The sequence below is a fragment of the Sphingopyxis sp. genome (genome assembly GCF_036261875.1).
Classification (GTDB): Bacteria; Pseudomonadota; Alphaproteobacteria; order Sphingomonadales; family Sphingomonadaceae; genus Sphingopyxis.
Genome location: NZ_DATAJZ010000007.1, coordinates 45,698 through 58,124, shown reverse-complemented (window position 1 = coordinate 58,124; position 12,427 = coordinate 45,698). Strand labels below are relative to the sequence as shown.

The window sequence follows — 12,427 nt, the reverse complement described above, 5'->3', positions numbered from 1 at the left end:
TGGGGTCAGTGCTTTGACATATAAGCCTTAACGCGGCGTCAACCCCAATAGCATAGGGCCCGTACCAATATGGTCGACAATTTCTCCATTGGCTTGACGCATCTGCTGATCGCGATCGCGCTGTGGCGCCTGCTCTATCGCGACGACCTCGATCATGAGGTGAGTCCGCGCAAGCTGTGGCAGCAGCGCCGTAACGCCGAAGCCGGGGCCGAAAACGCCGCAAGGGATGTGTCGGACGATGCGTGACATTGCCCTTGTCGTCTTTCTGTTCGCCTTCATCGGGGTCGGCTTCAGGAAGCCGTTCCTGTTCGTCCTCTGCTTTTGCTACATCGATATCGTCGCGCCGCAGCGGCTGAGCTATTTCCTGATCAACTCCATCCCGATCTCGCTGATCGTCTTCGGGCTCGCGATGGGCGGCTGGCTCGTCTTCGACGACAAGCGCGACACGCGGTGGTCCGGACGGCAAATCCTGCTCATCCTGCTCCTCCTCTATTGCGGGATCACCACCATCCAGGCCGATTTCCCGGTCGAGGCGCAGGACAAATGGAGCTGGGTGTGGAAAGCGCTGGTCTGGGCGATTTTCCTGCCGCTGACCCTGCGCACCAGGCTGCGCATCGAAGCGCTGGCGCTCATCATGCTGTTGTCCGCCGCCGCGATCGCGATCGCAGGCGGGATCAAAACCGCCGCGGGCGGGGGCGGCTATGGCGCGCTGCAACTGCTGCTCAACGAGAATTTCGGCCTCTACGAAGGGTCGATCATGTCGACCGTCGGCATTTCGATCATTCCGCTGATCCTCTGGTACCGTCGCCACGGAACGATCTTCCCGCCCGACTGGCGCGTATCGCTCTTCTGCTTCGCGCTCTGTTTCGCCTGCATATTGCTGCCGGTGGGGACACAGGCGCGCACCGGGCTCGTATGCCTTGCCGTGCTGGCGATCCTGTCGCTCCGCGCGGTCAAGCACCGAATCCTCTATATGGTCGGCGGCGCCCTGTTCGTGGCCGCCGCGATTCCCTTTCTGCCGCAAAGCTATACCCAGCGCATGGAAACGATCGAGGGTTACCAGTCCGACGAATCGGCCTCGACCCGCGTCGCGGTGTGGAAATGGACGTGGGACTATGCCAAGGACCACCCGTTCGGCGGCGGATTTAACGCCTATCTTCAAAACCATGTCCGGGTCCACATGGCCGCGGGCAGTTACGATCCCGATGCGCCGCAGTCCGCCGAACCGATCGTTTATGAAGATCAGGCGCGCGCCTATCATTCGAGCTATTTCGAGATGCTCGGCGAACAGGGCTATCCCGGCCTCGCGCTCTGGCTGCTGCTGAACGGCGTCGGCATCGTCCAGCTCGAACGGCTGCGGCGGCGCTACAGACACACCCGGCGCGCCGAGGAGCAATGGATCGCACCGCTCGCCACCGCCCTCCAGCACGGCCATATCGTCTATATGGTCGGCTCGCTGTTCGTCGGCATAGCGTTCCAGCCCTTCATCTACATGATGCTCGCACTCGAAATCGGGCTGTCGACCTATGTTCGGCGGCGCGAAAAGGAGTCCGGATGGCGCCCGCTGATGGCGCGCCCGGCGCGGGTTCCCGCGCGACAGGGGTTTCCGGGTTCCCCGTCAGCCTAGCGGGATTCTTATCCGGCGGCAGCGGGAACCATGAGCGGAGTCGGGGCGCTATTGCCCCATGCCCCGTACCCGCCTTATCCACATCGACGACAGCCTGCCCGGCATCGGCCGCGAGCGCGCGGGCGAAGGCTGGCGCTACCGCGACGCCAAGGGTCGGGTCATCCGCGACGTCGCCGAGATCCGCCGCCTGAACGCGATCGCGCCGCCGCCCGCCTATGAGGATGCCTGGTTCTGCCCGGCGCCCAACGGCCATATCCTCGCCACCGGCTATGACGCGCGCGGGCGCAAGCAATATCGCTATCATCCCGAGTTCCGGCTGGCGCAGGATGCGGACAAATACGACCGCTGCATCGCCTTCGGCCACGCGCTGCCGCTGCTCCGCGCGCGGCTGGAGGACGATCTTGCGCGGCGCGCCCTGTGCCGGGAGCGGATCGTCGGGGCGGCGGTGCGCCTGCTCGACCTCGCCGCGCTGCGCGTCGGGAACGAGGAATATGCCGCCGCGAACAACAGCTTCGGCGCCACGACGCTGCGCCAGCGCCACGCCCGCCTGTCGGGCCGGACGCTGCGCCTCAGCTACCGCGCCAAGGGCGGCGCAAAGCGCGAGGTGACGATCAGCGACCGCAATCTCGCGACGCTCGTCCGCCGCCTCCAGGACCTGCCGGGGCAGCGTCTCTTTCAATATGAAGACGAGGACGCCCTCTGCGCGGTCGGATCGAGCGACGTCAACGCCTATATCCGCGAGGCGATGGGCGAGGATTTCAGCGCCAAGCATTTCCGCACCTGGTCGGCGAGCGTCGCGGCCTTCGCCTTCCTCCACGATGCACCCGAACCGCCGACGCTGAAGACGATGCTCGCGCATGTCGCGGACCGGCTCGGCAACACCCCCGCGGTCGCGCGCAAGGCCTATGTCCACCCCGCGATGATCGCGGCGGCGCAGGAGCGCGGCGATTTCGCAGCCGCCGCCGGTCCACTGCCGCGCGCGACCCGATATCTTTCGCGTTACGAACGCGGCTTTCTATCCTATCTCGAACGCGCGCCCGACGCCGCGGCGTTGCTTCGTTCCGCCTGATCCGCCAAGAGGATGATGTGACCCTTTCGCTTCTCGCCGCCGCCCAGACCGCTGCCACACGGCCCGCTGCCGCGCGAACGGCCGCTGCGGCGACCAATCCGCTCGACGACCTGCGCCATTATTGGGACGCCAGCATCATCTGGGTGAACAACCACTGGCTGCAGATCGGCATCGCGATCGGCGTCGGGCTGGTCATCTATGCGCTGCTGACGATGGCGCGGCGTTTCGCGCTCAAGCTCGCGCAGTCGGCCGATGCCGAGATGAGCTTCACGCACATCGCCGGGCGCGTCCTGCACAAGACCAAGTCGACGGTGCTCGCGATCGTCGCAATCCGCCTCGTCGCGGGCTATGCGCAACCGCCGGCGGTGATCCTGCAACTCATCCAGTTCGTCTTCACGATCGCGGTGGTGATGCAGGTCGCGATCTGGGCGCGCGAGATCGTGCTGGGCCTCATCCAGCGCCGCGCCGCCGAAGGGCACAACGAAACGCTCAGCAACGCGATGGGAATCATCCGGCTGCTGATCAGCGTCGCGCTGTTCGCGATCGCCGCGATCGTCATCCTCGACAATATGGGGGTCAACGTCACCGGCCTCGTCGCCGGGCTCGGCATCGGCGGCATCGCGATCGGCCTCGCGGCGCAGGGAATCTTCTCCGACCTCTTCGCTTCGCTCTCGATCATCTTCGACCGGCCGTTCCGGGTCGGCGAGACGATCAAATATGACACGAGCACCGCGACGGTCGAGCGCATCGGCCTCAAGAGCACCCGGCTGCGCTCGGTGAACGGCGAACTGCTGGTGATCTCCAACACCAATCTGCTCAGCAAGGAGATCACCAATTTCGCGCATCTCCACCGGCGCCGGGTGAGCTTCGTCCTCAACATCATCTATCAGACGAGCCCCGAAAAACTCCGCGCCCTTCCGGCCTTGCTCGAAGAACAAGTGAAGGCGGCCGGGCATGAATTCATCCGATCGAGCTTCGTCGCCTTCAACCCGTCGAGCCTGGATTTCGAGCTGGTGTTCGACGTGTTCAGCGAAAATTACGACGAGGTCATCGCGGCGCGGGGCGACGTCGCGATCCGCATCGTCGCGGCGCTGGGCGAGGCGGGCTATGAATTCGCCTATCCCACGCAAACCACCTTCACCGCCGCCCCCGATGGTACGATGATCATGCCCTATGCCGAGTCCCCGAAGCCTCGCGCGAGCGCCGCAAAGTCGGGAAAGTCAGGCTGACGCTACGGCACCGTAGCGCAAAGTCCTTCGCTCTTGTGCAATGCGGCAAGACGGGCCTAGAACGCGCCCCGAACCAACAATCGAGGGGATCAATATGACCACGATTACGCCGCAGGAATTGCAGGGCAAGGTGGGCGAACATCTCGGCACGTCCGACTGGGTGCTCGTCGATCAGGAGATGATCAACAAGTTCGCCGACGCGACGGGCGATCACCAGTTCATCCATGTCGACGCGGAAAAGGCGAAGCTGACGCCGTTCGGCGGCACGATCGCCCACGGCTTCCTGACGCTGTCGCTGATCCCGATGCTCGGCGCGAGCACTGACGGGCCGAAGGTCGGCGGCGTCAAGATGGGCGTCAACTACGGCGGCAACAAGGTCCGCTTCCTCGCCCCCGTCCGTTCGGGCAAGCGCGTGCGCAGCCATGTCAAGCTGCTCGAACTCGACGAGAAGCGCCCCGGCCAGTGGCAGCAGACCAACGAGATCAGCATCGAGATCGAAGGCGAGGAAAAGCCCGCGCTGATCGCCGAATGGATCACGCAATTCTTCGTCTGAGCAGAAATATCCGGCCGACCTCCCCCGAAAAGATAATCGGAACCAAGCAGAAGGACCCTTATCATGCGTGACGCCGTCATCGTTTCCACCGCCCGCACCCCGCTGACCAAAGCGGCGCGCGGCTCGTTCAACAACACCACCTCGCCGACGCTCGGTGCCTATTCGGTCGCCGCCGCGGTCGAGCGCGCCGGGGTCGAGGGCGGGACCATCGACGACGTCATCTTCGGCGCCGCGATGCAGCAGGGTTCGCAGACGATGAACGTCGCGCGGCTGATCGGCCTGCGCGCCGGGCTGCCCGTCACCGTTCCCGGCATGTCGATCGACCGTCAGTGCTCGTCGGGCCTGATGACGATCGCGACCGCCGCGAAGCAGATCATCGTCGACCGCCAGGACATCGTCGTCGCGGGCGGCGTCGAGAGCATCTCGAAGGTCAGCGGCAGCGGCAAGACCTTCTTCGAGGCCGACCAGGAACTGCTGGCGATGCACAAGGACATCTATATGCCGATGATCGGCACGGCAGAGGTCGTCGCCAAGCGCTACAACATCAGCCGCGAAGCGCAGGACGAATATTCGCTCCGGTCGCAGCAGCGCACCGCCGCCGCGCAGGCCGCGGGCAAGTTCGCCAACGAGATCGTCCCCTGCAAGGCGACGATGGCGATCGTCGACAAGGAGACCAAGGAGGTTTCTTACAAGGAGGTCGTTGCCGACCGCGACGAGTGCAATCGCCCCGACACGACGCTCGAAGGGCTCGCGAGCCTGAAGCCGGTGATGGGCGAAGGCCATACGATCACCGCGGGCAACGCCAGCCAGCTTTCGGACGGTTCGTCGGCGTGCGTCGTGATGGAAGCCAAGGTCGCCGAAAAACGCGGCCTGACCCCGCTCGGCCGCTATGTCGGCATGGCGGTCGCGGGCACCGAGCCCGACGAGATGGGCATTGGCCCCGTGTTTGCCATTCCGAAGCTGCTCGAACGCTTCGAACTCAAGATGGACGACATCGGCCTCTGGGAACTCAACGAAGCCTTCGCGGTGCAAGTGCTCTATTGCCGCGACAAGCTCGGCATTCCCGACGAACTTCTCAACGTCAACGGCGGCTCGATTTCGATCGGCCACCCGTTCGGCATGACCGGCGCGCGCTGCGTCGGCCACGCGCTGATCGAAGGCAAGCGCCGCGGTGTCAAATATGCCGTCGTCACCATGTGCATCGGCGGCGGCCAGGGCGCGGCGGGCCTGTTCGAGGTCTTCTGATTTGCGCCTGAACGCTCCGCGTATCGAGCCGGTCGATCTCGATCGGCTCGATGCCGACCAGCGCGCCGCGCTCGCCCCTTTCCTTACCACCGATGGCGGCAAGGTCGGGGGCGGGCGGGTGCTCAACATCTTCCGCACCCTCGCGCACGCGCCGAAAGCGCTGACCGCTTTCCTCGCTTGGGGCGGCTATATCCTCTCGCGCCGCAACGCGCTGACGGAACGCGACCGCGAACTCGTCATCCTGCGGACGGGATATAATTGCCGCTCGGGCTACGAATGGACGCAGCACAAGCGCATCGGTCTCGGCTGCGACCTGTCCGAAGCCGAGATCGAGCGGATCAAGGCCGGCCCCGACGCCGACGGCTGGAGCGATCTGGACCGCGCGATGCTGCGCGCGACCGACGAGCTGACCGGGCGGCATTTCGTGACCGACGCGACCTGGGCGGCGCTCGCGCCGCTCGGCGACAAGGGCCGCATGGACCTGGTCTTCACCGTCGGCCAATACACCCAGGTTTCGATGATTTTGAACAGCTTCGGTATCCAGGTCGAAGAAGGCTGGGAGGTCGACCCCGATCTCAAGGCCTGAAAAGGGAGAATAGGATATGAGTGCCATCGGCGTGATCGCAACGCTGCGCGTGCAGCCCGGCAAGGAAGCCGATTTCGAGGGCGTCTTCGCGGAACTCGCCGCTGCGGTGAACGCAAACGAGCCCGGAAACAGCTATTACCGCCTGTTCCGCACCGAAGAGACCGGCACTTACAAGGTGCTCGAATGCTATGACGACGCCGCGGCGGTCGAGGCGCACCGAGCATCGACCCATTTCCGCGAGATCGGCGCCCGCTTCGGCCCCTGGCTCGCCAGCGCGCCCGACATCGAACGTCTCGCCGCGGCCTGACCGTTCGCGCCTATTTCACCCGATTGAACAGGTTCGTGCGCATTCCGGGCGTGCCGTCCTTGGTGAAAAAGACGACCGTTTCGGTCATCGTCTTGCCGTCGGGCGACACCGTATAGGTGCGCATCGATCCGGGCACGCCGCCGAGCGCGAGGGCGGTGACCATGACGTTCGGCTCGGGCATTCGTGTCGCGACGGTGTCGGCCTCCAGATTGCCCTCGACATGGACGGGTTGGCCGTCGGGGGCCCAGGTCGACTTCGCCCGGACCATCTTCCCGTCGGGTAGCGTCACGTCGACCAGCGTCCGCCATTGCCCCGCACCCGCGTCGCTATAGGTGATCGTGACGCTCTTCGGCCGCGCCTCGGGCGGGATCGGCAGCTTGGCGACGTCGACCGCCCAGGTGCCGATGAGCGGTGAAACCGCTTCCGGCGCGGCAAGAATGGGCGAGGCGCACAGAACCGCGACAGCCAGCAGGGCCGGATAGAGCTTTTTCATTCCACCTCTCCAGAGAGTTAGCCTGGCGTGATACTACATATCACGGATGCGGGGGGCAAGGCGGCGTGAGCGGTCGTCTATTGACGCTATGCCGCCTGAATGAAACAATCGCAGCGTGGGAAAAGGGGGTGGCCATGGGCTTCGATCGACTCAACGAGCGGCTTTCCAGCAGCATCAGCCTGTCCGGTCGGACGCAACGCGAACCCTATGTCGTCATGACTCTGATCGCGTTCTTGGGCATCGTCGCGAGCCTCTGGACCAAGCCTTGGCGGGAAGCGCATCGAACTATCAATATTTCTTGGTTCGTCGTCGCGGCTCTTCTCTATCTGTTTTTCTGGGCTCAAACGATCCGGCGTCTCCGGGATTCCGGCGATCCGCTCGTGCTCCACTGGTGCTTTCTTTGGGGCGGCGCCGTGATTCCGGTCTGGCTCGGCTGCAAGAATCCTTCGCGCGAAGACCGCTGGGACAAAAGCGATCCGCGATATAATGGCCTATATTCCTGAACGATCAGCTGCCAGCTCCCGGGCTCCATCAACCTCCGCAATCTCCCCCGCCCGGTCGCCGAGCAGATAGCGCGGCCCCGCGCCGTGTTGCGCCGCCTTGTCGCCGCGGTTGTAGAGACCGCATTTCTTGAGCGACAGGCAGCCGCAGCCGATGCACTGGTCGAGCAGTTCGCGCGTGCGTTCGAGCGCCGCGATCCGCGCATCTATGCGCGTGCGCAAACCGGTGCTGATCCGCGTCCAGTCGGCGGCATTGGGCGTGCGCCCCGCCGGCAGCCCAGCAAGTTCGGCCGCGATCTCCTCGAGGCTGAGCCCCATCTGCTGCGCGATCAGGATGAAGGAAATGCGGCGGATATCGGCGCGCAGAAACCGCCGCTGCCCGCCGCCCGAACGCAGCGCCGCGAGCAGCCCCTTCGCTTCGTAGAAGCGGATCGCCGACACCGCGACGCCGGTCCTCGCGGCAAGCTCGCCGATCGCGATCAGGTCGGTGCGATGCATGGCCTTCTCCTCCTCGCAACGGTAAATTGCCCTTGATCTAAACCTGACTTGAGCTTTCATACCCTGAGCGTCAATTCGAATCAGGAGCTCTTTCGTGACGCATCCCTTCATCGAGCATGTGAATCTCACCGTCAGCGATCCCGATCGCACCGCGGGCATCCTGTCGGGGATCTTCGGCTGGCACGAGCGCTGGCGCGGCCCGGCGCGCGACGGCGGCCGCACGATCCACCTCGGCAGCGACGCCGCCTATGTCGCGCTCTATACCGGCCCCGACGGCGAACATGCCGACGCGCGCTACCCGAAGGGCGAACCGCTCAACCATGTCGGGGTGCAGGTCGACGATCTCGACACGATCGAGATGCGCGTGAAGGCGGTCGGCCTGACCCCCTTCAACCATGGCGATTACGAGCCCGGCCGGCGCTTCTATTTCCTCGACCCCGACGGCATCGAATATGAAGTCGTCAGCTATGCGGAGCCGCGCCGGCGCTGAGCGGAGCAACATCCAGGCTGGCCGAGCGTTGATCGGGCATCGGGGGCGACAAAGGAGTCCCGACCGATGAGCGACGATATCAGGAAAGCCTTCTGGAAGGCGCTCGACGCCAGCCCCTATGTGATGGTCGGCATGACCGGCGAGCGCGAGCATCATATCCCGATGAACGCGCAGCTCGACAAGGATGCGAACAGCGCCTGGTGGTTCTTCACCGCGACCGACAACCGGCTCGCCGCGGGCGGCCCGGCGATGGCGCAGTTCGCCTCAAAGGGGCATGACCTCTTCGCCTGCATTTCGGGCACGCTGCGCCGCGAAGAGGATCGCGCGGTGCTCGACCGGCTGTGGAACAACAGCATTGCCGCCTGGTATCCGGGCGGCAAGGGCGACCCCAAGCTCGTCCTGCTGCGCTTCGACCTCGAGGATGCCGAAATCTGGACTGCCGATCCGGGGATCAAGGGGCTGTTCAAGCTCGCCACCGGCATGACGATGAAAGGCGGCAACCTCGGCAAACATGCCGAGGTGACGCTTTAGGACGCGTTCGCCGCCCGCTCGCGCGCCTCGATCGCGATGTCGATCAGCGCCGACAGCACGCGCCGCGCCGCGGCGATGTCGTCGGCGCTGACGCGCGCCGCGAGCTTTGTGTCGACCGCATCGCGCGCCTTGCCTTGCACCGCCGCCGCATGCGCGCCGCGCTCGGTCAGCCGCAGCACGAACCGCCGCCGGTCGGCAGGATCGACCTGCCGCTCCAGATAGCCGCGCATCACCAGCGTATCGACAAGCTGTCCCGCCGCCTGCTTCGAGATGCGCAGATCCTGGATCAGCGCGCTCAGCGGCACATCCTCGGCCCCGAGCGCAAGGCCGCCGATCACATAGAGCCCATTGGCGGGAATATCGTCGAACCCCGCACGGTCGAGCGCCCGGCGCATGGCGCCGCCATAGGTGGTGCGGGCGTGGCGCAGCAGCGCGGGCATGACGATATCGGGATGGCGGGGGGTGTTGGCGTCGATCATGGCACGCCTATATAGTCTAAATTCAGGATAGTCAATTTATTTTACTATCCTGAATTTAGACTATATAGACATGTTTTACCTTCCTTCCTGTTCTCCCGCGAAGGCGGGGGTCCATCTCCTGCCCCCTCGGGATTCAACCTGCGCTGCGGGAAAACGACGGCATGGGAGATGGGCCCCCGCCTTCGCGGGGGAACAGCTATGAATTGGGGGCAGGACAATAGCCATTCGCGACTACACCGGCGGCGCGACTCGTCCTTCGCGGAACTCGAACCCGCCCTCGCGGTCGCGCGCGAGCAGCGCCGGCCCGTCGAGATCGACCCAGCGCGCGCGCTGCGCTAGGACGAAGGCGGGCGCGATCGCCAGGCTGGTGCAGAGCATGCAACCGACCATGATCGACAGCCCCGCCGCGTCGGCGGCATCCGCAAGTCGCAACGCCTCGGTGAGCCCGCCGGCCTTGTCGAGCTTGATGTTCACCCCGTCGTAAAAAGGCCCGATGCGCGCGATATCGGCGGCGGTGTGGCAGCTTTCGTCGGCGACGAAGGGGATCGGTGCATAGACCCCGTCGAGCAGTGCGTCGGACCCGACCGGCACCGGCTGCTCGATCATCTCGACCCCCATGTCGGCCAGCGCCTCGGCCTCGCCGAGCAGATCGACCTGCCCCCAGCTTTCATTGGCGTCGGCGATCAGCCGCGCGTTCGGCGCGCCCTTGCGCACCCCCGCAACGCGAAGCCGGTCGTCCTCGCCGGTCAGCTTGATCTTGAGTAGGCGATAGCCGTCGGCTTCGGCGGTCGCGGCGGCTTCGGCCATCGCACCCGGCGTGCCGAGCGAAATGGTGAAAGCAGTGACGCGCGCGGTCGGCGCGCCGTCGCACCCGGCAAGCTGCCAGAGCCGGAGGCCGCGCTGCTTCGCTTCCAGGTCCCACAGCGCGCAGTCGAGCGCGTTGCGCGCCGCCCCCGGCGCCATAATCTCCTGAATCGCGCCGCGTGCCTCGGCGGCGCCCAATCCGGCGACATGCGATGCCGCCTGCAAGATCCGGTCGCGGCATCCCGCCGCATCCTCGCCCAGATAATAGACCGGCGTCCCCTCGCCGCGCCCGGCAACGCCGCCCTCCTCGACTTCCGCGACGACGACATCGACATGCGTCTTCGCGCCGCGGCTGATCACGAACGCCCCCGCCACCGGCCAACGCTCGACGCGCACGCTTTTCAGGTGGATAGCCATGCGGGGAGGCTAGGGCAGATCGCCAGGACCGGCAAATGTCTTTCGGCCAAAGCGCTGCCCCTCCGGCATGGATCGGAACGATACGGCCGGTTTGGGGTGGGGAGCGGACACTCCCCACTTTCGTCATTCTCGCGAAAGCGGGAACCCAGAGTGGGGTCGGCTGACGCACGCTCTGGGTTCCCGCTTTCGCGGGAATGACGATGTTACGAGATGCTGAGCGCGACTTTCAGACTCTCGTCATCCCGGATTTGATCCGGGATCCATTCTCTCAGCGCCGGATGAATGGATCCCGGATCAAATCCGGGATGACGATGTAAGATTAGGTCCGCTCCCGGCCGCGAAGAGCCGCCGCCTCACCCGCCGTTCGCGCGAATCCATGTCTCGACCACCGGCGCAATCTCGTCGCGCCATTTGCGGCCGTTGAAGATCCCGTAATGGCCGACGCCTTTCGCCATCAGATATTTCTTCTTGTCCGCGGGCAGCGCCTTGGCGAGCGTCAGCGCCGCCTTGGTCTGGCCGATCCCCGAAATATCGTCGCGCTCGCCCTCGATCGCCAGAATCGCGATATCCTCGATCTTCGTGAGGTCGACCGGCTTGCCGCGATGGAGCATCTCGCCCTTGGGCAGCAGGTGCCGCTGGAACACCACATCGACCGTCTGGAGATAGAATTCGGCGGTCATGTCGCAGACTGCGCGATATTCGTCATAGAATTCCTTGGTCTTGTCGGCGCTTTCGCCGTCGCCGTCGACCAGATGCTTGAACATCTCCCAATGGCTCATCATATGATTGCCGAGGTTCATCGACATGAAGCCGGCAAGCTGGAGGAAGCCCGGATAGACGCGGCGCCCGGCGCCCGGATACCAGGCCGGAACGGTCGCGATGACATTCTCCTGAAACCAGGCATAGGGCCGTGTCGTCGCATGTTGGTTCACCGCGGTCGGCGCCTTGCGCGTATCGATCGGCCCGCCCATCATCGTCAGCGTCTTCGGCCGGCACTTGTGCTTTCCGGCCGCCATCACCGCGGCCGCAGCGAGGCTAGGCACCGACGGCTGACATACCGCGAGCATGTGCGCGCCCGGCCCGATATGCTCGAGCCACGCGATCAGATAATCGACATAATCGTCGAGATCAAATTTGCCCGCCTCCAGCGGCACGTTGCGCGCGTCGCGCCAGTCGGTGATCCACACGTCATGGTCGGGCAGCATCCGCTCGACGGTGCCGCGCAGCAAGGTCGCATAATGACCCGACATCGGCGCGACGATCAGCAGCTTGGGCTTGCCCGCACTGCCCCGATGCTTGAAATGCTTGAGTTGACCGAACGCCTTGCGCGCCTCGATCGACTCGGCGACGCGCACCGTCTCGCCATCGACGACGGTCTCGTATAGCTCGAACCCCGGCTTGCCGCGCGGTGCGGCGGCATGTGCGAACACTTCGAGCGCCGAGGCGAACATCGGACTGCCGCCGAAATAGCCGAGCGGATTGGCGGGATGCTGAATCGCCTGCGCTCCGGCGGTCGCCAGCGCGCTGGCCCCCGCGAGCCAGCTCTTCTGCATGTCAAAGGCGTGATACAGCATGTTCGATGGGCCCCTTGCGTCCGGC

The 12,427-nt window shown here is 65.1% G+C and carries 16 protein-coding genes; 11 read left to right on the top strand and 5 right to left on the bottom strand.

Annotated elements, in window-relative coordinates:
- Window positions 1-93 precede the first annotated feature (93 nt).
- From VHO04_RS02010 to VHO04_RS01975, 8 genes are all read left to right on the top strand, one after another.
- A complete protein-coding gene (locus VHO04_RS02010; RefSeq protein ID WP_329626805.1) occupies window positions 94-246 on the top strand; it encodes a hypothetical protein in 153 nt (50 codons plus the stop codon).
- The gene (locus VHO04_RS02005; protein WP_329626804.1) at window positions 239-1,627 is read left to right on the top strand and encodes a putative O-glycosylation ligase, exosortase A system-associated; all 1,389 of its coding nucleotides are present in this window, start codon (window positions 239-241) and stop codon (window positions 1,625-1,627) included. The genes VHO04_RS02010 and VHO04_RS02005 overlap by 8 nt, the downstream gene beginning before the upstream one ends.
- A gap of 58 nt (window positions 1,628-1,685) precedes the next feature.
- The gene (locus VHO04_RS02000) at window positions 1,686-2,696 is read left to right on the top strand and encodes a DNA topoisomerase IB (protein ID WP_329626803.1); all 1,011 of its coding nucleotides are present in this window, start codon (window positions 1,686-1,688) and stop codon (window positions 2,694-2,696) included.
- Window positions 2,697-2,713: 17 nt separating this feature from the next.
- The gene (locus VHO04_RS01995; protein ID WP_329626802.1) at window positions 2,714-3,925 is read left to right on the top strand and encodes a mechanosensitive ion channel family protein; all 1,212 of its coding nucleotides are present in this window, start codon (window positions 2,714-2,716) and stop codon (window positions 3,923-3,925) included.
- 94 nt (window positions 3,926-4,019) lie between these two features.
- A complete protein-coding gene (locus tag VHO04_RS01990) occupies window positions 4,020-4,478 on the top strand; it encodes a MaoC family dehydratase (protein ID WP_329626801.1) in 459 nt (152 codons plus the stop codon).
- Window positions 4,479-4,541: 63 nt separating this feature from the next.
- Window positions 4,542-5,723 carry an acetyl-CoA C-acyltransferase gene (locus tag VHO04_RS01985; RefSeq protein WP_329626800.1) on the top strand — a complete coding sequence of 394 codons (1,182 nt, stop codon included), beginning with the start codon at window positions 4,542-4,544 and terminating at the stop codon, window positions 5,721-5,723.
- Between the two features lies 1 nt (window position 5,724).
- Window positions 5,725-6,309 (top strand): carboxymuconolactone decarboxylase family protein, encoded by a 585-nt coding sequence (locus VHO04_RS01980; RefSeq protein WP_329626799.1) that lies wholly within the window; start codon window positions 5,725-5,727, stop codon window positions 6,307-6,309.
- 16 nt (window positions 6,310-6,325) lie between these two features.
- Window positions 6,326-6,616: a putative quinol monooxygenase gene (locus VHO04_RS01975; protein WP_329626798.1), complete on the top strand. Its 291-nt coding sequence runs from the start codon at window positions 6,326-6,328 to the stop codon at window positions 6,614-6,616.
- Window positions 6,617-6,626: 10 nt separating this feature from the next.
- Here the strand turns inward: VHO04_RS01975 and VHO04_RS01970 are convergent, their stop codons facing one another.
- Window positions 6,627-7,109 (bottom strand): hypothetical protein, encoded by a 483-nt coding sequence (locus VHO04_RS01970; protein WP_329626797.1) that lies wholly within the window; start codon window positions 7,107-7,109, stop codon window positions 6,627-6,629.
- Between the two features lie 134 nt (window positions 7,110-7,243).
- Between VHO04_RS01970 and VHO04_RS01965 the strand changes: the two genes are divergently transcribed.
- On the top strand, window positions 7,244-7,612 hold the full coding sequence (locus tag VHO04_RS01965; RefSeq protein ID WP_329626796.1) for a DUF805 domain-containing protein: 369 nt from the start codon (window positions 7,244-7,246) through the stop codon (window positions 7,610-7,612).
- On the opposite strand, the gene soxR is transcribed toward VHO04_RS01965, so the two are convergent.
- On the bottom strand, window positions 7,601-8,107 hold the full coding sequence (gene soxR / locus VHO04_RS01960) for a redox-sensitive transcriptional activator SoxR (protein ID WP_329626795.1): 507 nt from the start codon (window positions 8,105-8,107) through the stop codon (window positions 7,601-7,603). The genes VHO04_RS01965 and soxR overlap by 12 nt on opposite strands.
- A 94-nt stretch (window positions 8,108-8,201) precedes the next feature.
- Between soxR and VHO04_RS01955 the strand changes: the two genes are divergently transcribed.
- Both VHO04_RS01955 and VHO04_RS01950 read left to right on the top strand, forming a co-directional pair.
- The gene (locus VHO04_RS01955; protein ID WP_329626794.1) at window positions 8,202-8,597 is read left to right on the top strand and encodes a VOC family protein; all 396 of its coding nucleotides are present in this window, start codon (window positions 8,202-8,204) and stop codon (window positions 8,595-8,597) included.
- A gap of 66 nt (window positions 8,598-8,663) precedes the next feature.
- A complete protein-coding gene (locus tag VHO04_RS01950; RefSeq protein ID WP_329626793.1) occupies window positions 8,664-9,128 on the top strand; it encodes a pyridoxamine 5'-phosphate oxidase family protein in 465 nt (154 codons plus the stop codon).
- Here the strand turns inward: VHO04_RS01950 and VHO04_RS01945 are convergent.
- From VHO04_RS01945 to VHO04_RS01935, 3 genes are all read right to left on the bottom strand, one after another.
- Window positions 9,125-9,607, bottom strand: coding sequence for a MarR family winged helix-turn-helix transcriptional regulator (locus VHO04_RS01945; protein ID WP_329626792.1), 483 nt, complete (start codon window positions 9,605-9,607; stop codon window positions 9,125-9,127). The genes VHO04_RS01950 and VHO04_RS01945 overlap by 4 nt on opposite strands.
- A 231-nt stretch (window positions 9,608-9,838) precedes the next feature.
- Window positions 9,839-10,828, bottom strand: coding sequence for a dipeptide epimerase (locus tag VHO04_RS01940; protein WP_329626791.1), 990 nt, complete (start codon window positions 10,826-10,828; stop codon window positions 9,839-9,841).
- 353 nt (window positions 10,829-11,181) lie between these two features.
- Complete coding sequence (locus VHO04_RS01935) at window positions 11,182-12,402, bottom strand: polyhydroxyalkanoate depolymerase (RefSeq protein ID WP_329626790.1); 1,221 nt, start codon at window positions 12,400-12,402, stop codon at window positions 11,182-11,184.
- Between the last annotated feature and the right edge of the window lie 25 nt (window positions 12,403-12,427).